This window comes from Brevundimonas bullata, assembly GCF_014207965.1.
Taxonomy (GTDB): domain Bacteria; phylum Pseudomonadota; class Alphaproteobacteria; order Caulobacterales; family Caulobacteraceae; genus Brevundimonas; species Brevundimonas bullata_A.
The window spans coordinates 711416-733005 of record NZ_JACHLM010000002.1; the positions used below are offsets into that span (position 1 = coordinate 711416).

22 protein-coding genes, 2 tRNA genes and 1 riboswitch are annotated in these 21590 nt (G+C 64.7%); of the genes, 8 read left to right on the forward strand and 16 right to left on the reverse strand.

Annotated elements, in window-relative coordinates; all coding sequences use genetic code 11:
- Nucleotides 1-3 precede the first annotated feature (3 nt).
- On the reverse strand, nt 4-1959 hold the full coding sequence (locus HNP51_RS08040; protein WP_184268840.1) for a TonB-dependent siderophore receptor: 1956 nt from the start codon (nt 1957-1959) through the stop codon (nt 4-6).
- A gap of 135 nt (nt 1960-2094) precedes the next feature.
- Nucleotides 2095-2304: riboswitch (cobalamin riboswitch) on the reverse strand.
- Nucleotides 2305-2341: 37 nt separating this feature from the next.
- Between HNP51_RS08040 and cobU the strand changes: the two genes are divergently transcribed.
- A complete protein-coding gene (gene cobU / locus HNP51_RS08045) occupies nt 2342-2863 on the forward strand; it encodes a bifunctional adenosylcobinamide kinase/adenosylcobinamide-phosphate guanylyltransferase (protein WP_184268842.1) in 522 nt (173 codons plus the stop codon).
- Nucleotides 2864-2928: 65 nt separating this feature from the next.
- Here the strand turns inward: cobU and HNP51_RS08050 are convergent.
- The 4 genes from HNP51_RS08050 to clpX all read right to left on the reverse strand — a co-directional run bounded on the left by HNP51_RS08050 (nt 2929) and on the right by clpX (nt 7491).
- A tRNA-Val gene (locus HNP51_RS08050) sits at nt 2929-3005 on the reverse strand.
- Between the two features lie 41 nt (nt 3006-3046).
- The gene (locus HNP51_RS08055; protein WP_184268844.1) at nt 3047-3322 is read right to left on the reverse strand and encodes an HU family DNA-binding protein; all 276 of its coding nucleotides are present in this window, start codon (nt 3320-3322) and stop codon (nt 3047-3049) included.
- 138 nt (nt 3323-3460) lie between these two features.
- Nucleotides 3461-5860 (reverse strand): endopeptidase La, encoded by a 2400-nt coding sequence (gene lon, locus HNP51_RS08060; protein WP_184268846.1) that lies wholly within the window; start codon nt 5858-5860, stop codon nt 3461-3463.
- A 362-nt stretch (nt 5861-6222) separates the two neighbouring features.
- Nucleotides 6223-7491: an ATP-dependent Clp protease ATP-binding subunit ClpX gene (clpX, locus tag HNP51_RS08065; RefSeq protein WP_184268848.1), complete on the reverse strand. Its 1269-nt coding sequence runs from the start codon at nt 7489-7491 to the stop codon at nt 6223-6225.
- 194 nt (nt 7492-7685) lie between these two features.
- Here clpX and HNP51_RS08070 point away from each other — a divergent pair, with 194 nt between their 5' ends.
- Nucleotides 7686-8333: an HAD-IB family hydrolase gene (locus HNP51_RS08070; protein WP_184268850.1), complete on the forward strand. Its 648-nt coding sequence runs from the start codon at nt 7686-7688 to the stop codon at nt 8331-8333.
- A gap of 16 nt (nt 8334-8349) precedes the next feature.
- Here HNP51_RS08070 and HNP51_RS08075 read toward each other — a convergent pair whose 3' ends face one another.
- The 4 genes from HNP51_RS08075 to tig form a co-directional block, all read right to left on the reverse strand.
- Nucleotides 8350-8670 carry a hypothetical protein gene (locus tag HNP51_RS08075; RefSeq protein ID WP_178827264.1) on the reverse strand — a complete coding sequence of 107 codons (321 nt, stop codon included), beginning with the start codon at nt 8668-8670 and terminating at the stop codon, nt 8350-8352.
- Nucleotides 8671-8760: 90 nt separating this feature from the next.
- Nucleotides 8761-9402 (reverse strand): ATP-dependent Clp protease proteolytic subunit, encoded by a 642-nt coding sequence (locus HNP51_RS08080; protein ID WP_184268852.1) that lies wholly within the window; start codon nt 9400-9402, stop codon nt 8761-8763.
- 112 nt (nt 9403-9514) lie between these two features.
- On the reverse strand, nt 9515-10435 hold the full coding sequence (locus tag HNP51_RS08085) for a hypothetical protein (protein ID WP_184268854.1): 921 nt from the start codon (nt 10433-10435) through the stop codon (nt 9515-9517).
- Nucleotides 10436-10596: 161 nt separating this feature from the next.
- Nucleotides 10597-11940, reverse strand: coding sequence for a trigger factor (gene tig / locus HNP51_RS08090; protein ID WP_184268856.1), 1344 nt, complete (start codon nt 11938-11940; stop codon nt 10597-10599).
- Between the two features lie 170 nt (nt 11941-12110).
- Between tig and HNP51_RS08095 the strand changes: the two genes are divergently transcribed.
- The gene (locus HNP51_RS08095) at nt 12111-12812 is read left to right on the forward strand and encodes an MBL fold metallo-hydrolase (RefSeq protein WP_221415767.1); all 702 of its coding nucleotides are present in this window, start codon (nt 12111-12113) and stop codon (nt 12810-12812) included.
- A 1-nt stretch (nt 12813) separates the two neighbouring features.
- On the opposite strand, the gene HNP51_RS08100 is transcribed toward HNP51_RS08095, so the two are convergent.
- Complete coding sequence (locus tag HNP51_RS08100; protein ID WP_184268858.1) at nt 12814-13089, reverse strand: hypothetical protein; 276 nt, start codon at nt 13087-13089, stop codon at nt 12814-12816.
- A gap of 112 nt (nt 13090-13201) precedes the next feature.
- Between HNP51_RS08100 and HNP51_RS08105 the strand changes: the two genes are divergently transcribed.
- A complete protein-coding gene (locus HNP51_RS08105) occupies nt 13202-13357 on the forward strand; it encodes a hypothetical protein (protein WP_184269180.1) in 156 nt (51 codons plus the stop codon).
- Between the two features lie 97 nt (nt 13358-13454).
- Complete coding sequence (locus tag HNP51_RS08110) at nt 13455-13685, forward strand: general stress protein (protein ID WP_105562276.1); 231 nt, start codon at nt 13455-13457, stop codon at nt 13683-13685.
- Between the two features lie 71 nt (nt 13686-13756).
- Here the strand turns inward: HNP51_RS08110 and egtB are convergent, their stop codons facing one another.
- Nucleotides 13757-15904 (reverse strand): ergothioneine biosynthesis protein EgtB, encoded by a 2148-nt coding sequence (gene egtB / locus HNP51_RS08115; RefSeq protein ID WP_184268860.1) that lies wholly within the window; start codon nt 15902-15904, stop codon nt 13757-13759.
- Nucleotides 15905-16182: 278 nt separating this feature from the next.
- On the opposite strand from egtB, the gene HNP51_RS08120 reads away from it, so the two are divergent.
- Both HNP51_RS08120 and HNP51_RS08125 read left to right on the forward strand, forming a co-directional pair.
- Entirely contained in the window at nt 16183-16683 is a 501-nt protein-coding gene (locus HNP51_RS08120) for a sigma-70 family RNA polymerase sigma factor (RefSeq protein WP_260398383.1), read from the forward strand.
- A complete protein-coding gene (locus HNP51_RS08125) occupies nt 16670-16969 on the forward strand; it encodes a hypothetical protein (protein WP_184268862.1) in 300 nt (99 codons plus the stop codon). The genes HNP51_RS08120 and HNP51_RS08125 overlap by 14 nt, the downstream gene beginning before the upstream one ends.
- A 67-nt stretch (nt 16970-17036) precedes the next feature.
- Here the strand turns inward: HNP51_RS08125 and HNP51_RS08130 are convergent, their stop codons facing one another.
- The 4 genes from HNP51_RS08130 to HNP51_RS08145 form a co-directional block, all read right to left on the reverse strand.
- Nucleotides 17037-18245 carry an acyl-CoA dehydrogenase family protein gene (locus HNP51_RS08130; RefSeq protein WP_184268864.1) on the reverse strand — a complete coding sequence of 403 codons (1209 nt, stop codon included), beginning with the start codon at nt 18243-18245 and terminating at the stop codon, nt 17037-17039.
- A 104-nt stretch (nt 18246-18349) separates the two neighbouring features.
- Nucleotides 18350-18652, reverse strand: a complete 303-nt coding sequence (locus HNP51_RS08135; RefSeq protein WP_184268866.1) for an SCP2 sterol-binding domain-containing protein — start codon at nt 18650-18652, stop codon at nt 18350-18352.
- A 116-nt stretch (nt 18653-18768) separates the two neighbouring features.
- The gene (locus HNP51_RS08140) at nt 18769-19443 is read right to left on the reverse strand and encodes a TorF family putative porin (RefSeq protein WP_184268868.1); all 675 of its coding nucleotides are present in this window, start codon (nt 19441-19443) and stop codon (nt 18769-18771) included.
- A gap of 138 nt (nt 19444-19581) precedes the next feature.
- Nucleotides 19582-20979, reverse strand: a complete 1398-nt coding sequence (locus HNP51_RS08145) for an ammonium transporter (protein ID WP_184268870.1) — start codon at nt 20977-20979, stop codon at nt 19582-19584.
- 293 nt (nt 20980-21272) lie between these two features.
- Here HNP51_RS08145 and HNP51_RS08150 point away from each other — a divergent pair, with 293 nt between their 5' ends.
- The gene (locus tag HNP51_RS08150; protein ID WP_260400760.1) at nt 21273-21464 is read left to right on the forward strand and encodes a hypothetical protein; all 192 of its coding nucleotides are present in this window, start codon (nt 21273-21275) and stop codon (nt 21462-21464) included.
- A gap of 11 nt (nt 21465-21475) precedes the next feature.
- Here HNP51_RS08150 and HNP51_RS08155 read toward each other — a convergent pair.
- Nucleotides 21476-21567 (reverse strand) — tRNA-Ser (locus HNP51_RS08155).
- Between the last annotated feature and the right edge of the window lie 23 nt (nt 21568-21590).

Here is a 21590-nt window from a genome sequence, read left to right on the forward strand (position 1 = left end):
GGATCAGAACCGGACGCGAACGCCGCCGAACACGCCGCGATCCGCCGTGCCGTAGTTCAGGACCGTCTGATACGCCTCGTCGAAGGCGTTCTCGACCCGACCATAGACTTCGAGGTTCTCGCTGATCGGATAGGAGGCCCGGATGTCGACCAGGGTGTATTCGCCGACGACGACGGTGTTGGCGTCGTTGTTGAACGTCTCGCCGACGTAGCGCACGGCGACGCCCGTCTTCAGGCCCACCGGCCAGATGTAGTCGGCGGCGAAGTTACCCATATGCTCGGGACGACGCGTCAGGCGCTTGCCGTCCGTCGCGCCCGAGGCGCTCTTTGCGTCGGTCCAAGTATAGTTGGCGCTGACATTCAGGCGCTCGGTCACATTGACGCGGCCGATCAGTTCGACGCCTTGCGCCTCGGTCTTCTGGACATTGCGGTAGTAGCCCCAACGGCCGACGCCGTTGACGGTGCACAGCGGATCGGTCGAGGGCGTCGAGCAGCCGTTGTAACGGATCTCGTTGTCGGCCTGACGGTTGAAGTAGGTCGCCGAGACCACGGCGCGATCGAACAGGCGCTGTTCGACGCCGACCTCCCAGCTGTCGAACTCTTCCGGTTGAAGCGTCAGGTTGCCGTATTCGCTGTAGAGCTCATACAGGCCCGGCGCGCGGAAGCCCTGGCCCCAGCTGGCGCGCACCACGGTGTCGCCGTCGTTCAGGGCCCAGGCCGCCGCGAGCTGACCCAGCAGGTTGTCCCCGTATTGGGCGTGATCGTCGTAACGAAGGCCCCCGGTCAGGGTCAGGCCGTCCAGCACCGTCCACTGCACCTGGGCATAGGCGCTGTCGAGGTCCGCCTGACCGCGTGCGAAGGCCGGGTTCAGGTTGAAGGCCGACGGCGAACGCGTGCGCATTTCCGAACGCTCGCTCTCGATGCCGAAGGTGGTGTTCAGCGTCTCGGTGACAGCGAACGTACCCTGGTATTCCCAGCGACGATTTTCGCCGGCCGCGTCGAAGGTCAGCGGCTGGACCAGGGTCGCGGGGTTGTAGTTACGGCGGTTCGTGTCGGTGTAGGCATAGCCGACGCGGTTGCGGAAACGGCCGTCCAGCAGGTCGAAGTTCAGCCCGGCGTAGCCGACCAGTTCCTTGGTCTTGCCGTATTCGCGGCTGTCGCCGTTGAAGGCGTCAAAGTCGTTCTGGCCGTTCGACCAGACCGAGCGCAGGTCCAGCGACACGGCGTCCGTGATCTTCAGATTCAGGCGGCCCGACAGGCCGGTGTTGGTGTAGCCGTCGTCCTCGGTTCCCTTGGCGAAGGCCGAGAAGCCGTCGGTGTCATAGCGGCTGGCAGCCAGACGCCAGCTCAGGCGCTCATTCGCCCCGCCGATCCCGCCGCGGAAATAGGTGGTGCCGCGTGCGCCGGCCTCGGCGTCGAGCGAGCCTTGCAGGGCTTCGGTCGGTTCGGCGGTGACGATGTTGACAACGCCGCCGATGGCCTGGCTGCCCCACAGGGTCGACTGGGCGCCGCGCAGCACCTCGATGCGCGCCGTGTCGCCGACCAGCAGGTTGCCGAAGTTAAACCCGCCCTGGGTCGAGGACGGATCATTCAGCTTGACCCCGTCGATCAGGACTACGGTGTGCTGGCTCTCGGCGCCGCGAATATTGACGCCCGTGGACGTGCCGACGCCGCCGTTGCGGGTGAAGCTGACGCCCGGCGTCTGGGCCAGAAGCTCTGCCACGGCCGGAGTCTGGCGCGCTTCGATGGCGGCCTGGGTCAGGACGGTGACGGAGGCGCCGACGCGCTCGATCGGCTGGGCCGAGCGGTTGGCGGTGACGATGACGTCGGCCAGGGCGGTGGCGCCGGCGCGGCCCGCCACGTCAGGCGCGGCGGCCTGCTGGTCGGTGATCTCGGCAACGGCGGGGAATGCGGCCAGCAGGCTGGCGGCAGCGAGAGAGGCATAGGCGATCCGGTTCATCCGGCGGCTCCTTTGACGACGCCGGCCAACGACCTGCCACACGCCCATCGGACACGCGGAAGGGACCGCTGGCGCGGCTGGTTTCCACTTGTCGTCACACGAGTCACCTCGACCGCTCGGCACATCCCGACCGCGCGGAGAACGACGGCGACAGGCAGGTCTCCTGGCTCGCGGATCAACGCCGGTGCACGTCGCCTTCCCAGAAGTCGTTCAGGCCGTGGCCTTCCGGACCGCCAGTGGCGTATGACGCGCGGGCTAGCCGCTTACAGTTGCGGGAACAGCCGGAGTTTCACACTCCGTTCCCTTTTGATCCCCTTTCGGGGAACCTGACGCGACCGTGGCAGTAGGACCGCGCGCCCCTCAGGTCAACCGGAGACGATCAATGAGCATAACCCTGGTCCTCGGCGGCGCCCGTTCGGGCAAGAGCACCTATGCTCAGAAGCAAGCCGAACAGGCGGCGGCGAAGACCGGCCGCCCTCCCCTGATGATCGCCACAGCCGAAGCCTTCGACGACGAGATGCGCGACCGCATCGACCGACACCGAGACGAACGCGGCGACGGTTGGCGCACGCTAGAAGCACCGCTGGACCTGGCCGCTGCGGTCCGCGACCTGACGGCCGAGGACATCGTGGTGGTCGACTGCCTGACCCTGTGGCTCAGTAATCAGATGCTGGGAGATCACGACGTGGATGCAGCCATTGAGGAACTGGCCCAGGCCTTCTCCGCCTGCCCGGCCACTGCATGGGTCGTCAGCAATGAGGTTGGATGGTCGCTGGTCCCGGAAAACGCCCTGGGGCGCCGTTTCCGCGATGACGCAGGACGACTTAACCAGCGCATCGCGGCCGTCGCCGACAAGGCTTGCCTGATCGTCGCAGGCATGCGGCTGGATCTGCACAGATACTAGACCACAGGCGATCAGCCGATTGGACCAGCGGCAGAGCCGCGCAGCGCCAAGATATCAAAAAATAATGGTAGGCGGCGACGGGTTCGAACCGCCGACCCTCTCGGTGTAAACGAGATGCTCTGACCAGCTGAGCTAGCCGCCCTCATGACGTGTGCGTCAGGCGCGCTTAATGCCCGTGTACGCTCAGCCGTTCAAGGCGCTTTTCAATCCTTCCCCAACCCGGAAGCGGGCGGTGCGCGACGCCGGGCGGGCGATGGCCTCGCCGGTCTGAGGATTGCGTGCGGTTCCGGCCTTGCGGTCGACGGCGATGAAACTGCCAAAACCGACCAGGCGCACGTCGCGCCCCCTCGTCAGCGAGGCGGTCACATTGTCGGTAAAGGCTTCCAGCGCCAGCTTGGCTTGATCGCGGCTGATGCCCGCCGCCTCGGCCATGACGCCAATCAGCTCAGTCTTGTTCATTGGTTCTGCTCCCCAGCATTTCCCCGGGGCGCACTTAAAGGCTTCTGGCCCCGCTCGTCAAAGAACGTGGGCGCGCAAACAGAAACGCGGCCCGGGTCGCCCCGGGCCGCGCACGTCTTAATCGTAGCGAAAACCCGCCTAGTGGCTGACGGCGGTTCCGTCCTGCGCCGGCGTCGCCTGCGGCGCGGGCAGCAGCGGCTCGGCCGCCTCGTCCCACTCCACCGGCGTCAGCGTGCCGGTCAGGGCCCACTTCAGCGCCTCGTCCGCGGTCGAGATCGGGATGATCTCCAGCGCCGACTTCACATTCTCCGGCACATCCTCCAGGTCCTTCTCGTTCTCCTGAGGGATCAGCACCGTCTTCACGCCAGAGCGCAGAGCCGCGAGCAGCTTCTCCTTCAGACCGCCGATGGCGGTGACCCGTCCGCGCAGGGTGATCTCGCCGGTCATGGCGATGTCCTTGCGGATCGGAATGCCCGTCAGGACCGAAACCATGGCCACGGTCATGGCCACGCCAGCCGAGGGGCCGTCCTTGGGGGTGGCTCCGTCCGGCACGTGGACGTGGATGTCGGTCTTCTCGAACACCGGCGGCTTGACGCCGAAGCTGAGCGCACGGCTGCGGACATAGGAGGCGGCGGCGGAGATCGACTCCTTCATCACCTCTTTCAGGTTGCCAGTCACCGTCATGCGACCACGGCCCGGCATCTTGATCGCCTCGATGGTCAGAATGTCGCCGCCGAACTCGGTCCAGGCCAGGCCGGTGACGATGCCCACCTGATCCTCAGCGTCCGTCTCGCCATAGCGGAACTTCTTCACGCCCGCGTATTCGGCCAGCTTGGCCGCATCGACGGTGATGGAGACGGCCTTGGTCTTGGCCATTTCGCGCACCGCCTTACGGGCCAGTCCGCCCAGGGCGCGTTCCAGCGAACGCACGCCGGCTTCACGCGTGTAGTAGCGGATCAGGTCGCGGATCGTCTCTTCCGGGACGATCAGTTCGCCTTCCTTCAGGCCGTGATCCTTGAGCTGTTTCGGCAGGACGTGACGCTTGGCGATCTCGACCTTTTCGTCCTCGGTGTAGCCGCTGACCCGGATGATCTCCATCCGGTCCATCAGGGGCTGAGGCATGTTCAGGCTGTTGGCCGTGGTCACGAACATGACCTGCGACAGGTCGTAGTCGACCTCCAGATAGTGATCGCCGAAGGTCGAGTTCTGGGCCGGGTCCAGCACTTCCAACAGGGCCGAGGACGGATCCCCGCGCCAGTCGGAGCCCAGCTTGTCGATCTCGTCCAGCAGCACGAAAGCGTTGGTCGTCTTGGCCTTCTTCATCGACTGGATGATCTTGCCGGGCATGGAGCCGATATAGGTCCGGCGGTGACCGCGGATTTCGCTTTCGTCGCGCACGCCGCCCAGCGACATACGGACGTATTCACGCCCCGTCGCCTTGGCGATGGACTGGGCCAGCGAGGTCTTGCCGACGCCCGGAGGGCCGACCAGGCACAGGATCGGGCCCTTGAGGCTGCCGGTGCGCGCCTGAACCGCCAAATACTCGATGATCCGTTCCTTGACCTTTTCGAGGCCGTAGTGGTCCTCCTCGAGGATGTCCTCGGCCTTCTGCAGGTCGATGGGCTTGGTCTTGGCCTTGCCCCACGGCACTGACAGCAGCCAGTCGAGATAGTTGCGCACCACGGTCGATTCCGCCGACATCGGCGACATGTTGCGCAGCTTCTTCAGCTCCGCCTCGGCCTTGGTGCGGGCTTCCTTGGACAGCTTGGTCTTGCGGATACGCTTTTCGAGTTCCAGCAGTTCGTCGCGCGTGTCGTCGGTCTCACCCAGCTCGCGCTGGATCGCCTTCATCTGCTCGTTCAGATAATATTCGCGCTGGGTCTTCTCCATCTGGCGCTTCACGCGCGAGCGGATTTTCTTCTCGACCTGGAGGACGCTGATTTCGCCCTCCATCAGGCCATAGACCTTCTCCAGGCGGGCCGGCACGTCGATGGTTTCCAGCAGGCTCTGCTTGTCGGCGATCTTCACCGACAGGTGGGCGGCCACGCTGTCCGCCAGCTTGGACGGGTCGCTGATCTGGGGAATGGAGCTGAGGGCCTCGGGCGGGACCTTCTTGTTCAGCTTCACATAGTTTTCGAACTGCTCGATCACCGCGCGCAGCAGGGCTTCGCTCTGTGAGGCGTCGCCTTCTTCATCGGCGATCTCGACGGCCTCGGCCTCGTAGTAGTCCTCGCGGTCGGTGAAGCGGGTAAGGCGCGCACGCCCCTTGCCCTCGACCAGCACCTTCACGGTGCCGTCGGGCAGCTTCAGCAGTTGCAGGACAGTGGCCAGAACGCCCGTCTGATAGATGGCGTCCGCCGCCGGATCATCGTCGACGGAGTTCTTCTGGGTGGCGAGCAGGATCTGCTTGTCGCCCTTCATGATCTCGTCCAGCGCCCGCACGGACTTCTCGCGTCCTACGAACAGCGGCACGACCATGTGCGGAAAGACGACGATGTCTCTCAGCGGCAGGACGGGGAGGATTTTGCTCTCGGTCATGATGCGTACTTTCCTGGGCCATCGGAGATCTCCGGCCCGCCGCCCCGAAACGCCCCGGCGCGAATGCCAAGACCCTCCTGAACGACCCGCCGATTCCGGCGGCTTTCGTGTGAGTATGTGGTTCGTGCGACGCGGTGTTCAAGCGTGGCTGGCGGATGGCCCACAGAAGCGTGGTTCAGCGGCCACGGTGGACGACCTGTTCGGACCTCACCAGCCCTGAGACTGGTTCATGCTCCGTTGGCCTCCAACGCAGCAATCCCGCCCTCTCGCCGCTGTGGCGCCAGGGCCGCAGATCAGGTCCGGAATGGAAAAGGGGGCGGACCGTCGCCGGCGCCGCCCCCTTCAGACTTCGTATCGCCCGATCAGGCGGCGCCGTCCGCCGTCTTCTTCTTGGTTTCCGAATAGATCAGCAGAGGCTGGGCCTTGCCTTCAATCACCTCGGCGTTGACCACGACTTCTTCGACGCCTTCATAGGTCGGCAGTTCGAACATGGTCTCCAGCAGGATGCCTTCCAGTATGGAACGCAGGCCGCGAGCGCCGGTCTTGCGCGTGATCGCCTTCTTGGCGACGGCGTTCAGCGCGTCGTCGGTAAAGGTCAGCGTCACATTCTCCATCTCGAACAGGCGCTTGTACTGCTTGACCAGAGCGTTCTTGGGCTCGGTCAGGATGGTGACCAGCGCCGCCTCGTCCAGGTCTTCCAGCGTCGCCAGAACCGGCAGACGGCCGATGAACTCGGGGATCAGGCCGAAGCGCATCAGATCGTCCGGCTCGACGCCCTTGAGGATGTCGCCCGTGCGGCGCTCGTCGATTTCCTTGACCTTGGCGCCGAAGCCGATCGAGGCCCCTGCCCCACGGGCCGAGATCACCTTTTCAAGGCCGGCGAAGGCGCCGCCGACGATGAACAGGATGTTGGCGGTGTCGACCTGCAGGAACTCCTGCTGCGGATGTTTACGGCCGCCTTGCGGAGGCACGGAGGCGACGGTGCCTTCCATGATCTTCAGCAGGGCCTGCTGCACGCCTTCGCCCGACACGTCGCGGGTGATCGACGGGTTGTCCGACTTGCGCGAGATCTTGTCGATTTCGTCGATGTAGACGATGCCGCGCTGGGCCCGCTCGACGTTGTAGTCCGACGCCTGAAGCAGTTTCAGGATGATGTTCTCGACATCCTCGCCCACATAACCGGCTTCGGTCAGGGTCGTGGCGTCAGCCATGGTGAACGGCACGTCGATGATGCGCGCCAGCGTCTGAGCCAGCAGCGTCTTGCCCGAGCCGGTCGGCCCGATCAGCATGATGTTCGACTTGGCCAGTTCGACGTCGTTGTTCTTCGTCGCGTGGTTCAGGCGCTTGTAGTGGTTGTGGACGGCGACGCTCAGCACCTTCTTGGCGTGGCTCTGGCCGATCACATAGTCGTCCAGGACGTCGCGGATCTCCTTCGGAGTCGGCACGCCGTCCTTGGTCGTCTTGAAGGCGATCTTGTGCTCTTCGCGGATGATATCCATGCACAGTTCGACGCATTCATCGCAGATGAACACGGTCGGTCCCGCAATCAGCTTGCGAACTTCGTGCTGGCTCTTGCCGCAGAACGAGCAATAGAGCGTACTTTTAGCGTCTGTGCCGGCGGCTTTGGTCATAGACCCTTCTCACTCCCGCGATCCGGCCCGACATGGGACGGAAGGCGCATACCTCGTCATTGATCCGTGAATCTATGCACGAAGGTCTTCAAAAAAAGACAATCACCCATCACACGTTCCGCCACAACCCTGTTGCGACACGACAATGTCGCTAACACGGACGGACAATGCAGTTTCTAAGGGGATCACGGCTAATGGCAGACATGGGCGCCGCACAATCGTTTCGCCAGTCCCCCGTCGGGGACCGTCAGATCGTCGCTTTCGATTTCGACGGCACCCTGACGATTCGCGACAGTTTCACCGCCTTCCTGCGCTGGCGGGCGGGCGCGGCGGGCTGGGCCATCGGTCTGGCCCGGATGGCCCCCGCGCTGGCGACCTACATCGGCGACCGCGACCGGGGCCGGATCAAGGCCGCCTCGGTGCGTGAATTCCTGCACGGCGTGGAGCGCGCGGCGCTGGAGGCCGAGGCCGAACGCTATGCGGATCAGGTCTGGGACCGCTTCATGCGCCCCGACGCCCTCGCCTGCTGGAAGGCCTGGGGCGAGAAGGGCGCGCACCGCGTCATCGTCACCGCCTCGCCGGAAACGACCGTCGCCCCCTTCGCCCGTCGCCTGGGGGCCGAAGGCCTGCTGGGCACCCAGCTGGTGTTCGACGCCCAGGACCGCGTCACGGGCGCCTTTGCGGGCGAAAACTGCCGGGGCGAGGAAAAAGTGCGCCGTCTGCGCGCCGCCTATGGCGACGACATGTCGCTGGCCGCCGCCTATGGCGACACCTCGGGCGACACGGAAATGATCGCCATCGCCGCTGAAAAAGGCTTCCGGATCTTCACCGCTCGTCCCTGACGCGCGGAACGGGCGGTCAGTGACCGTCGGCGTCCACGTCGAAGACCATGGGTTTACCGCGCGAAGTCGGGTTCCAGCCCGCTTCCATCGCCGAGACCACGGCATTACGGACCGCATCGACGTTGACCCGCTGCTTCTCCACGTCCGGCCGGCCGTTGGGGCGCAGCGGCGGCGGAAACTGGATGATGGCCTCCCGCTTGAAGTCGACCAGGCACAGGGTGACGGCCATCCCCTCCCACTTCCCGCCCGACTTGGGCTGAGGCTGGCGACGGATCTCCCACTCATAGATGTCGCCATCGACTTCGACGGAGCCTTTGGAATCGCGCGTGTACTGCATGGCCGCCTGATAGCACGGGCGTTGAAACGATTCGAGGCGGAGCCCGTCACCGGACCCCGCCTCGTTCATCTCAGGACCTAGCTGTTAGGCTCAGACCGTCTTCACGCCGTCGTCTTCGGCTTGGGTACGCTTGTCATAGACGTGGTCGACGATGCCCCAGGCCTTGGCTTCTTCGGCGGTCATGAAGTGGTCGCGGTCCAGGGTGCGCTCGACTTCTTCATAGGTCCGCCCCGTGTGATGGACGTAGATTTCGTTCAGGCGACGCTTGGTGGCGATGATGTCCTCGGCGTGGCGCTCGATGTCCGAGGCCGTGCCGCGGAAACCGCCCGAGGGCTGGTGCACCATGACGCGCGCGTTCGGCAGGGCGATGCGCTGGCCCGCTTCACCGGCCGTCAGGATCAGCGAACCGGCCGAGGCGGCCATGCCCATGACCACGGTCGAGACCGGCGACTTGATGTATTGCATGGTGTCGTAGATCGCGAGCGCCGAGGTCACCTGACCGCCGGGGCTGTTGATGTACATGCTGATTTCCTTCTTCGGGTTTTCCGATTCCAGGAACAGCAGCTGGGCGCAGATCAGCGAGGCCATGCCGTCCTCGAACGGACCGGTCAGGAAGATGATCCGCTCGCGCAGCAGGCGCGAAAAGATGTCGAACGACCGTTCGCCGCGGCTGGATTGCTCCACCACCATCGGCACCAGGTTGTTGGAGATGTAGTCGATCGGATCGCGCATGAAGGCCTTTTTCGAATTCTGTCGGCGCGACTCGCTGCCGCGACCTTAACCTGCAAGATATCACCACCCTACCCGCAAGGCGCAAGGCCGACAGCCTCATAAGAACAGACGATCAGTCGGGCTCAGGGGCTGTCTCTTGGGCACGCTTCTGAGCCCGCGCCATCAGACCCTGTATCTCACCCGCCTGCTGGTTCGCCGCCGACTGATTGAGCTCGGCCTTATACAGAGCCTTCAAGTAGGTCATGTCCCACTCGGTCAGGTGCGGCGTCGTCTGCGGACGGCCAAACAAGCTTAGAATCGAGTCGTAGTCTTGGGTATCCGCATCAGGGTCGACCTGAGAAAAAGCGACCATGGCCGCGTAGTCGGCGATCTGACGCAGATCCAGACCATCGATCTTGGTCACGTCCAAGATGATGATGACACGGCCCAGATCATTGCGAATGGTGGTGCGCAGCCGTCCTGAAGTCGTCCGGGCGACGGTTGGCGGGGCCTCGCCGGGCAATCGGACGGCAAGCGCCCCAGTCTGGGAATCGACAGGCAGGCTGATATGCCACCAACGGATCGCATGATCATTGGTCTGGAAGGCCTCCAGGGCCGACCGGCTTCGGCTCATTCCAGAGCCGCCTGGCCAAAACACGCTCCGTCGCGCCGCCACCAAACCACGCGCCATGCCGGCGCCGTCATCGGTGCCGATTATCAGGACGTTGGGCTGACATCCCGGCTCCCCCGGCTCCAGGCCGATGTCCAGCGCGACTTCGGAGACGCGATCGGCGAGGTATTGCGCGGCATCCCCCCGTAGATTGGCGACGCCCACGCAAATATTGTCACGCCAACGCGCCGGCCCTCGCCCCGCAGGGGCCGCCACGACCTCATCGATGAAGCCGCGAACCCGCTCATCGATCCGTCGCCCCTGAACCACGATATCTTCGAGTTCCGTCGCCTGCCCGTTATTGACAGACCCCGATGGCCCTTGCTCGGGAAGCGACGCCAACATCGCCAGCCCCATCAAGCCCGCCGGAAACACTCCGCCCATCTCGCCCCCTTAAAAATATCGTCGTTATTCAAATGATCCCAGCATATCGGCAAGAATAAGGCCGAAGCCATGCGTCAGGTGAACCCTTGAACGGCTCATGAAAAAAGCCCCCGCACCAAGGTGCGGGGGCCTTCATCGAGGCGCTTAAGGCCAGAAGGACCTTAACCCTCGTCTTCTTCCTTCAGCAGCTCTTCCTTCGAGATCGGCGTGTCGGTGACGTCGGCGACGCCGACGATCAGGTCGACGACCTTCTCTTCATAGATCGGCGCACGCAGCTGGGCGGCGGCGTTCGGGTTCTGGCGGTAGAAGTCCAGGACCATCTTTTCCTGGCCCGGGTAGTTGCGGGCTTCAGCCATGATGGCGCCCGACAGCTCCTGGTCCGTCACGCCGACGTTGTTGGCGCGACCGATTTCAGCCAGCACCAGACCCAGGCGCACGCGGCGCTCGGCGATCTTGCGGTACTCGGCCTTCAGTTCGTCTTCCGACTTCTTGGCGTCTTCTTCCGGCAGACGGCCGGCGTCCTTGTCAGCCGACACCTGGGCCCAGATGCCTTCGAACTCGGCGTCCACCATCTTCGGCGGCAGGGCGAAGTCGTGGGCTTCGTCCAGTTGGTCCAGCAGGGCGCGCTTCAGCTTGAAGCGGGCGGCGCCGGCGTACTGCTGGTCCAAGTTGGCCTTCAGCAGCTCTTTCAGCTTGTCCAGCGATTCCAGGCCGATGCGAGTGGCGAACTCGTCGTCGATCTTGGCTTCGGCTTCGGCCTTGATGGCCTTGACCTTGACGTCGAAGGTCGCAGCTTTGCCGGCCAGGTTCTTGGCCTGGTAGTCTTCCGGGAAACTCACTTCGATCGTGCGTTCTTCGCCGACCTTGGCGCCCTTCAGTTGCTCTTCGAAGCCCGGGATGAAGCGGTTGGAGCCGATCACCAGGTCGGCGTCCTCGGCCGAGCCGCCTTCGAACACTTCACCGTCCAGCTTGCCGACGAAGTCGATGGTCAGCTGGTCGCCTTCAGCGGCCTTGACCGACTTGCCCGTCTTGTCCTCGTAGGACTTGGCCTGCGAGGCCAATTCCTTCAGGGCTTCTTCCAGATCTTCGTCCGAAGCGGTGTAGGTCGGGCGCTCCAGCTTCAGGGTCTTGGGGTCGACCGGGGTGAAGTCGGGCATGACTTCCAGCGACATTTCATAGGCCAGATCTTCCTGACCGGCGATGACCTTGTCCATGTCCGAGGTCAGCTTCATCTCGGCCGGGGCGGCCGGGCGCAGCTTGGCTTCGTCCAGAGCCTTCTGGCTGGTTTCGTTCAACGCGGCGTTGATGATTTCGCCCATGAAGTCACGGCCGAAGGTCTTCTTGACGTGGGCGGTCGGCACCTTGCCCGGGCGGAAGCCCTTGAGCTTCATCTGGGGCGCAACTTCCTTGATGCGCGCTTCCAGCTTTTCGTTCAGCTCGGCTACCGGGATGGTCACCGCGAGCACGCGGCTGAGGCCTTCGTTCGACTTTTCGACGACTTGCATGGTCGGGATTCTGACGCTCTGTGGCGACGCCGAACGGCGCGCGCGGTGGATAAAGCAATAGGGCCGCCCTTTTGGAGCGGCTCCTCGAAGCCCGCTCTTATGTCGAGAAGGGGCCGAAAGGTCAACGCGCGCGGGTTCCTTTGCCGCCATCGCCTCGCTATCTGAGGACCATGAGCCAGCCCGCCTCCCCCATCGGCGTCTTCATCACGCCCGTCACACCTCTGCAGCAGAACTGCACCACCGTCTGGTGCACCCGGACGAACAAGGCCGCCGTCATTGATCCCGGCGGGTCGGTGGATGCGATTCTGGGCGAAATCGCGCGGCGCGGCCTGACGCTCGAAGCCATCTGGATCACCCACGGCCACCTCGACCACGCCGGCGGCGCCGCCGAGATGCAGGATAAGACCGGCGTCGACATCATCGGCCCCCAGGCCGAGGACCAGTTTTGGATCGACCTGATTCCCACCCAGGGTCAGAAGTACGGCCTGCCCGACGTGCGCACCTTCACGCCCACACGCTTTCTGGCCGACGGCGACGTTCTGACTCTGGGCGAAACGACCTGGGAAGTCGTCCACTGCCCCGGCCACACGCCCGGCCATGTCATCTTCTTCAACCGTCAAGCCCGGTTCGCTCAGGTCGGCGACGTCCTGTTCCAGGGTTCGATCGGTCGGACGGACTTTCCGCGCAGCGACCACGCCGCCCTCCTGCACGCCATCACCACCAAGCTCTGGCCCCTGGGCGACGACGTGACCTTCGTGCCCGGGCATGGCCCCCACTCGACCTTCGGGGCCGAGCGGCGCACCAACCCCTATGTGTCCGATCAGGCGATGTCACGGGCGCCCATCGCACGACCTGCGTCCGGCCCCTCCTGACCTAGCGCGCGGCCAGAAGGCCGATGATCACGCCGATTCCCAAAGCGTAAAGCGTCGCCCTCGTCGGCTCGTCGCGAATGGCGTCGCGCGCCCTTTTGACGCGCCTCTCGGCCCAGGCCCGCGCCTCTGCCGCATCTTCGCGAACGGCCTCGTGGATCGGGCGCGGCTGCACCCCCTTTGCGAGTATCGCGTCGGCTTCCCGTTCGAGCCGCAGGCTTTCCGGCGCGGCGCCGTTGATGATGTCTTCAGGCAAGACGGACGTGCGGGGCTCTGCCATGGGCGATCTCCATTGATGAGGGGTCGTTTTTCAACCCGTCGATCCGCCGCAGGTTCCTGATCGAACCGTCTTCTCTGCCCGTGCGTTGGACCGGGCCAACACGGAGAGACGCATGACCTATATCGAGCCCGATACGCCTGACGGCGCCCCCGAGATCGAGCCCCCCGCGACGCCCGCGCCCGACATCCAGCCCGGCCAGACGCCCGACGAACTGCCTCCCCTCGAACCGGGCGGCGGACAGCCCGGCGATTCCCGTCCCTACGACTGACCGTCCACAGAACAAGGAAATCGTTCTTGTTCGGAACCACGGCGGCGGCGCCGGGTTCTTTCCGGCAAGCGCCACCGTCTTTGAAAGGAACAGCCGAATGGCCGAAGGTCAGCCCACCCGCGGCTCCGGTGTTTCCAAACGAGGCTTCGCCTCGATGGACCCCGAACGCCAACGCGAGATCGCCCGCAAGGGCGGCGCCAGCGTCCCCAGCGAGAAGCGCAGCTTCTCTCAGGATCGCAGTCTGGCGGCCCAGGCCGGCCGCAAGGGCGGCGAAGCCTCGCACGGCTCGCGCAACAAGACCGACAGCGACACCCCGCCCAAGGGTTAAGCTTCACCCGTCGGCCATCAAGGCGGCGCAGCCCTTCGGCGCGCCGCCTTTTTGTTGCGCCTGGCCCAGCGTCAGGCCACCAACAGAGCCAGACCGACCGCCGGGTCGGGGCCAACCTCGAACGCCTCCAGACCCCACCCCGCCGCCTGCGCCAGCACCTTCACCGACGCCTCATCGAACTTGCGCGAGCTTTCGGTATGGACTGTCTCTCCCGCATTGAAGCGGAAGGCCAGCTTGCCCAGCCGCACCGTCATGGGCCGCGTCGCCTTCAGGTGCATCTCCATCCGCGAATGCTCCGGATTCCAGAGCGCCACATGGTCAAAGGCCTCGGGCTCGAAATCCATGCCCAGGTCTCGATTGGCGCGGACTAGGAGGTTGCGGTTGAAGGCCGCCGTCACGCCCTGGGCGTCGTCATAGGCCGCGACAAGCACCTCGGGCGACTTCACCAGATCCACGCCGAGGATGAACAGGCTGCCCTCGCCCAACACCTCCCGCGCCGATCGCAACAGGGCGATAGCCGCCTCGGGCATCAGATTGCCGATGGTCGATCCGGGGAAGAAGCCGATCCGTCGCCCCTGCCCCGCCTCGCGCGGCGGCGGCGAGAGATGCTCAAAATCCCCGACCACCGGCAGGACCTTCAGTCCCGGATAATCGGCGCAGATACGCTCGGCCGCCTCGTTCAGGGCCGAAGCGCTGATATCGATGGGGACATAGGCCGCCAGATCCCGCGCCGCGTCCAGCACGATGCGCGTCTTCTCGCTGGCCCCCGATCCCAGCTCCACCAGCACCGCGTCCGGCCCGAAACGCCCGGCCCATTTCGGCGCGACCCGCCGCAGCAAGGCCGCCTCCTGCCGGGTCGGATAATATTCCGGCAGGCGGGTGATTTCCTCGAACAGCCGTGAACCCTCGGCGTCATAGAACCACTTGGGCGGCAGGGCCTTCACCCGGCGCGACAGGCCGTCGATCATGTCCTGGCGAAAAGCGTCGTGCGCGCCCGTTTCCTCAATCAGGGCGCCGTCCGCCGCCAAGCGCACCCCGGCGAACATCCAGCGCTGATGCGGGTAGTAGAAGTTGCGATAGCTGGGCCGCGCATGGCCTTCAGGCGTCGCGAAGGCCCCGCCGCGCAGGACCATTTGATTGGCCATGAACTTGCCGTTGTATTCAGCCGCCGTCCCCTCGGTCGGGCAAAATCCCGGGTAGGGGGCGTAGGCGCTGCCGGTCCACTGCCAGACCTCGCCGCTCAGGTTCGAAAAGGCGGCGGGGTCGCTCCTGGCCGCGTGCTCCCACTCTCCCTCAGTCGGCAGCCGCCGCCCCGACCACCGGGCAAAGGCGTCGGCCTCATAGAAGCTGACATGGCGCACGGGCGCTGCGGGATCGACGGGACGCCGCCCGGCCAGCGTCATGACGCTCCAGCCCGCGGCTTCCTGGCGCCAATACAGCGGCGCGGCCCAGCCCTCAGCCTTCACCCGCGCCCAGCCGTCCGACAGCCAGAACTCAGGCCGCCGATAGCCGTCATCGTCAATAAACTCGATCCAGTCGGCATTGGTGGACAGATCGGCAGCCAGTGAATACGGCTCCAGCCAGACCCTGTGCGCCGGCCGCTCATTGTCGAAGGCGAAGCCTTCATCGCCGGCGCCGATCTCGGTCAGCCCGCCCTCGAAAGAGCCCCAGCCGCCCCGTCGCCCCTGAACCGCGCCCGCTCGCGGCTCGGCCTCATAGGCCGCCGGGTCCAGCGGAGAGCGCGCCATCAGGTTCAGCATGTCCATCAGGAACAACTCCTGATGCTGCTGCTCGTGATGCAGGCCCAGCTCGAACAGGTAGCGTTCCAGACCATCTCCCAGCCCCTCCGCCAGCCGCGCCTCCATGCGGCGGTCGATCTCGTCGCGATAGGCCATGACCTGATCCAATGAAGGTCGCGTCATCAGCCCGCGCTCTGCTCGATCAACCCGTTCGCCAAGCCCCTCGTAGTAGGAGTTGAACAGCCGGTTCAGACGCTCATCGACGGCGACATAGTCCGGGCGGCGCCCCAGGATCATCGTCTCGAAGAACCAGCTGACGTGTCCCAGATGCCACTTGCCGGGACTGGCCTCGGGCATGGCCTGGGCTGTCAGATCCTCCGCAGACAGGCCAGCGGCCAGCAGCGGTAATCTGGCCCTGACCCGCCGATAGGTTTCAACATCCTGCTCAACGATATCGGACGACCGAAGAGGTTGGCTCATTCGCTATGGTCTCGCTGAAGATTGGGGCCGCCAATCCTTTTGAATGCCGCCTGACGGCGCAGGTTCCGCCGTCAGACAAGACCCATCAGCGCGGAACAGTCATGCAGAGACAGCGTTCCTGCCACGCGCGTTCCATCGTCGGAGCGCCGCCCAGAGTTCAGGACCCCCGTTGCATGCCCCATGTTCGCGTGCCTGACGGGCCGCAGGACAAAGGCCCGCGTCACACTGCCTCTCACCGCCCTGTCGGCATTGTCGATTCCATGGATTGGCGTGACGCGATGGCTGGCTTTCTTCCCTCCCTGCGCGCCTTCGCCTTCTCCCTGTCGCGCAATTCGGCCGACGCCGACGACCTGGTTCAGGAAACCCTGACCAAGGCCTGGGCGCATCGGGAGCGGTTCGAACCCGGCAGCAATCTGCGGGCTTGGCTTTTCACCATCCTGCGCAACAGTTGGTACACCGGCGCCGCCAAACGCCGCCGCGAAGTGGCTGATGAGGAAGGACGCTACGCCGCCGGTCTGACCGCCGAGGCCAGCCAGGAATGGACCGCCGAACTGACTTCGCTTCAGGCGGCGCTGAACGCACTGCCGCCCGAACATCGCGAGGCCATCGTCATGGTCGGCGCCGTGGGCCTTTCCTATCAGGAAGCGGCCGATATCTCGGGCTGCGCGGTCGGCACGATCAAGAGTCGCGTCAACCGTGCACGTCACCGGTTGGCCATTCTACTGGACATGGAAGTTCCTCTGGATGCTGTCCAAAATGTAATCGATGAAGGCAGCTGAGCAGGGGGAACAGCGTCTCTTCTACCCGGTTTTAGGTACAGACCCGGGAGAGTCGATCATGATGAACCCAATGAATACCCAACCCCGCCAACCGTCCGATCAGGACAGCCCGACCATGGAAGCCTCCGAAGAGGGGCAGGTCAGAGAAAGTGGATTCATGGGATGGATTCACCGCCATTTCGGCAGCGAACATCCCCACAGACAGGGCGCCAACTTCTTCGTCAGCGATGTCACGGACGGCGGTGTCGGCACCCACCATCACCACCGTCAGGACAAGCGGCACTGACGACCTGAACAACCCCACAGCGTCGTGAACAACGGGGCCATGGCGAACCGCCACGGCCCTGTTCTTTTTAGCGACGCAGGCCGCCGTGCTTGGCGTATTCCAGCCGCGCGATGGTGCGGTTGTGGACTTCGTCCGGGCCATCGGCGATCCGCAGCGTGCGAACCGTGGCGTAGAGTTCCGCCAACGGCGTATCGCCCGATACGCCCGCCCCGCCGAAGGCCTGGATGGCGTCGTCGATGACCTGCAGCGCCATCTTCGGCGCCGCCGTCTTGATCTGGGCGATCTCGGACTTGGCGTTCTTGGCGCCCACCTCGTCCATCATCCAGGCGGCCTTCAGCACCAGCAGGCGGCACATCTCGATATTGGTGCGCGCCTCGGCCACGCGCTGCTCCCAAACCGAATGCTCGGCCAAGGTCTTTCGGAAGGCGGTGCGCGTCAGCAGCCGCTCGACCATCAGCTCCAGCGACCGTTCCGCCGCGCCGATCACGCGCATGCAGTGGTGGATACGGCCCGGCCCAAGCCGCCCTTGCGCGATCTCGAAGCCTCGCCCCTCTCCCGCGATCAGGTTCTCGACCGGGACGCGGACGTTCTCCAGCACCACCTCAGCGTGGCCGATCGGCGCCTCGTCATAGCCGAACACCGACAGCATCCGCTCGACGCGGAAGCCGGGCGTGTCCACCGGCACGATGATCTGGCTCTGCTGCTGGTGGGTGGCGGCGTCTGGGTCGGTCTTACCCATGACGATGGTCATGGCGACGTTGGGGTGGGCCATATTGGTCGACCACCACTTGCGGCCGTTGACGACATAGTGGTCGCCGTCGCGGACGATGCTGGTCTGGATGTTGGTGGCGTCGGACGAGGCCACCTCGGGCTCGGTCATCAGGAAAGCCGAGCGGATCTCGCCCGCCATCAGCGGTTTCAGCCAGCGTTCCTGCTGGGCGGCGTCGCCGTACATGTGCAGGACTTCCATATTGCCGGTGTCGGGGGCGTTGCAGTTGAACACCTCGGCCGACCACAGCCGCCGTCCCATCAGCTCCGCCAGCGGCGCGTATTCCAGATTGGTCAGACCCGCACCGTGCTCGCCCGGCAGGAACATGTTCCACAACCCGGCGTCCTTGGCCTTGGCCTTCAGCGCCTCCATCACCGGCGCCTGGACCTTGGGATTGGCGTGGACCTGGGCGCGGTACTCCGCCTCGGCCGGGACGACATGCGCCTCGATGAAGCGCGACAGACGCTCGCGCCACATCAGGCCGCGCTCGGAAGGGGCGAAATCCATGATCCTGTCCTCAAACTCTTAGCCGCGCTTCTGCGAGCGCCGATAGCAAAACGGCGCGGCCCCGAGGGAGCCGCGCCGTCCTTGTTCTGGTCGTCAGAAACGCATCAGCGCTTCAGCAGCGGCGCCAGCTTCTGGGCGATCATCATGTCGCCAGCGATCTTCAGCTTGCCCTGCATGAAGGCCATCATCGGGTCCAGCTTGCCTTCCGACAGGGCGACAAAGTCGTCCCACTTCATCGAGACCGTAGCGTCGGCGGGCTTGTCTTCGTTCGACACCGAGTTGGGCACCGAGGCGCCGTCGATGAAGATCTTGCCGACATCGCCCAGGTCCAGCTTGACGGTCTTGCCGAGGCCCGAGTTGTCGCCGACGGCGGTACGGATGTGGTCAGTGACAGCGTTCAGATCCAAGTGCGTCTCTCCCAAGAGCAAGATTGATCCGAAGGCGTAGCCCGCCCCGAGGACGGCGCCAAGATCACGCTAGGGAAAGCGGCGACCGGTCGCGCCCTGTCGCCGCCCCGCAGTTCCTAGAAGTTGGCCTTCAGCCCCACCACAAAGCGGTCATCGGTCAGCGGCCCGTCCACGTCCGAGTCGTGATAGCGCACGTCTACCGCCAGATGATCGGTCAGGTCATAGGCGACGCCCAGGTTCCAGGAGAGGTAGTCGTCGTTCACGTCCAGCCACTGTTGGCCGACTGCCCCCGAAACCGTCCACTTGTCGGCCAGAGCATAGGCGGCGTTGGCCTCCAGATAGGTGGCCTTGTCGTCCACGCCGAAGAAGTCGGGCGAATAGTAGAGGGCTGCGCCCAGGGTCGCCGGACCGATGGCGCGCGACGCCGCCGCCTTGAACTCCACGTAGTTGAAGTCCGCGCCGCTCGGCTCGTTGACGTAGAAATAACCGAGCACGCCGACGTCCAACGCATAGCCCGCCGCCTCGGTGCGATAGCCGCCGTACAGATCAACCTCGGCGTCGGTTCCGTCGCCGAAATCCACGTTGGACGCCCAGGTCCCGGCGTAGAAGCTGCCGAACGTGGCGTCGATCCCCCCCTGAATCGCTGGGTCTCCGTTGGTCTGGGTGGCCCCGCGGAAAACGTAGTCGCTGACCACGCCGATGTTGAACGCCACCTCAGGCTGGCTTTGCGCCTGGGCCGAACCGGCGCCGAACAGGGCCAGCGCCGAAGCGCCGATAAGAGCTAGTTTCATGACATGATCCCCTCAATGTCGGTTGTTGCCGCACGTCTGCCCGCAAGTCGTTGATGAAAAGCGACTATCGGGCCTTATCCGGTGGATTGGCTGGCTGACGGAATGCAGCGGGGAGGCGCCGCATCCCGCCTCCTGCTGTCAGACGCCGTCCAGCACTTCGCCGTGCAGATGTCCGTCCAGACCATCCTCTTCCTGCGCATCAGTGACCCGCAGGCCCGTGGTGTATTTGCAGATCAGCAGGATAATCAGCGTGCCGACCGCGCTCCACAGGATGGTCCAGACCAGTCCCAGGGCCTGAACCCCGATATTGGCCCCTTCCGACAGGCTGTTGATCGCGGTGGAAGCGAAGACCCCGGTCAACAGAGCGCCGACCAGACCGCCTGCCCCGTGCAGGCCAAAGGCGTCCAGGCTGTCGTCATACTTGAGCAGCTTCTTCAGCCAGACCGACGAGACATAGCAGGCCGGACCGGCGATCAGGCCGATGACGACCGCTCCCTTGGGATCAACGAAGCCCGCCGCCGGCGTAATGGCGACCAGGCCCGCCACAACGCCCGACAGCGCCCCGATCAGCGACCACTTCTTCTTGTAGACGACCTCGACGAACTTCCATGTCAGCGAAGCCGCAGCCGCCGCCAGCAAGGTGTTGATCAGGGCCGCGCCCATCAGGCCGTTGGCCGCCCCCGCCGAACCGGCGTTGAAGCCGATCCAGCCGACCAGCAGGAGCGAGGCGCCGATCATGGTCAGCACCGGGTTGTGCGCCGTGATGGGCTCGACGCCGTAACCCTTCCTCGGCCCAAGGAACAGGGCGCAGACCAGACCCGCCACGCCCGAGTTGACGTGAACCACCGCGCCCCCGGCGAAGTCCAGCACCCCTTGCGCCCCCAGGAAGCCGCCGCCCCAGACCCAGTGGGCGATGGGAGCATAGACCACCAGCGACCACAGGGCCGTGAACAGCAGCATCCCAGAATATTTCAGCCGCTCCGCAAAGGCCCCGGTGATCAGCGCAGGGGTAATGATGGCGAAGGTCAGTTGAAAGGACACCCAGAGGAACTCTGGAATGCCCGGCAACAGGCTGTGGGCCGTGTCCACCGTCACGCCGTTCAGGAACAGGGCGTCCAGACTACCGAAATACTGATTGATCCCCGCGTCGCCGTTCGTGCCGAAAGCGATGGTGTAGCCGGCGACAAACCAGGTCAGCGACACCACCGCAAAGGCGGCGACCGACTGGGTGATGGTGGCGATCACGTTTTTGCGTCGCACCATGCCGCCATAGAAGAGCGCCAGACCCGGCAAGGTCATCAGCAGGACCAGGGCGGTGGAGGTCCCCAGCCAGGCCGTGCCCGCCGCATCCAGCTCCAGCGGAACCTGATGTGAAAACAGCGCCGGAGCAGGCTCCGACGCTGTTACAGCAGCACTGGCGATGTTGGCGACTGGCGCGGCGTCCGGCGCCGCAAGCGCCGCTCCGACGGCGAATAACCCGCCCGTCAGACAGAGAAGGGCCAGAAGCCCCGGTAAGCTGTGTTTGAACTGCGTCATGCCTGTATCCCCTCATGCTTTTCGCAGTTGCGAACTGTTTATCGCAACCGCGAAGTCGGCAAGGGGAAAAATGCAGCTGGCTGAGAATTTTTCACCCGTACGTCACCGACCCGTCGGCAACACAAAAACGAGAACCTCGAATCTTGGCCAAACCTAGAAAATTCGACCCGTAATCCACAATGTCCGCGACACAACGCGCCAGCCTGCCGAAGTTACAGCCTTTTACGATGACGCGGCGCTGTCCGCCCTAGGATGGCTGCGCACGACACGCGAGGCGCACCATGAGAACTCAGTTGTCCCCTGACGACGCCCACCTGAACCGTCTGTGGCTCGAAACCTTCGGCCAGCCCCTGCCCCTCATCGGCGCGCCCGAGATCGCCCGACGCATTCTTCGCCAGAACGGCGTGTCCGCACGCGACCTTCAGCCCGCGCTCGCAGAACCCGCGACCACGCATGCCCCGAAGGGCGTTGCTGTTCAGCAATAATGGGAAGATTCTGGCGGAGACGGAGGGATTCGAACCCTCGGTACCCCTTACAGGGTACGACGATTTAGCAAACCGTTGCCTTCAGCCACTCGGCCACGTCTCCGGCAGGCGGCGTGGATAGCGAGT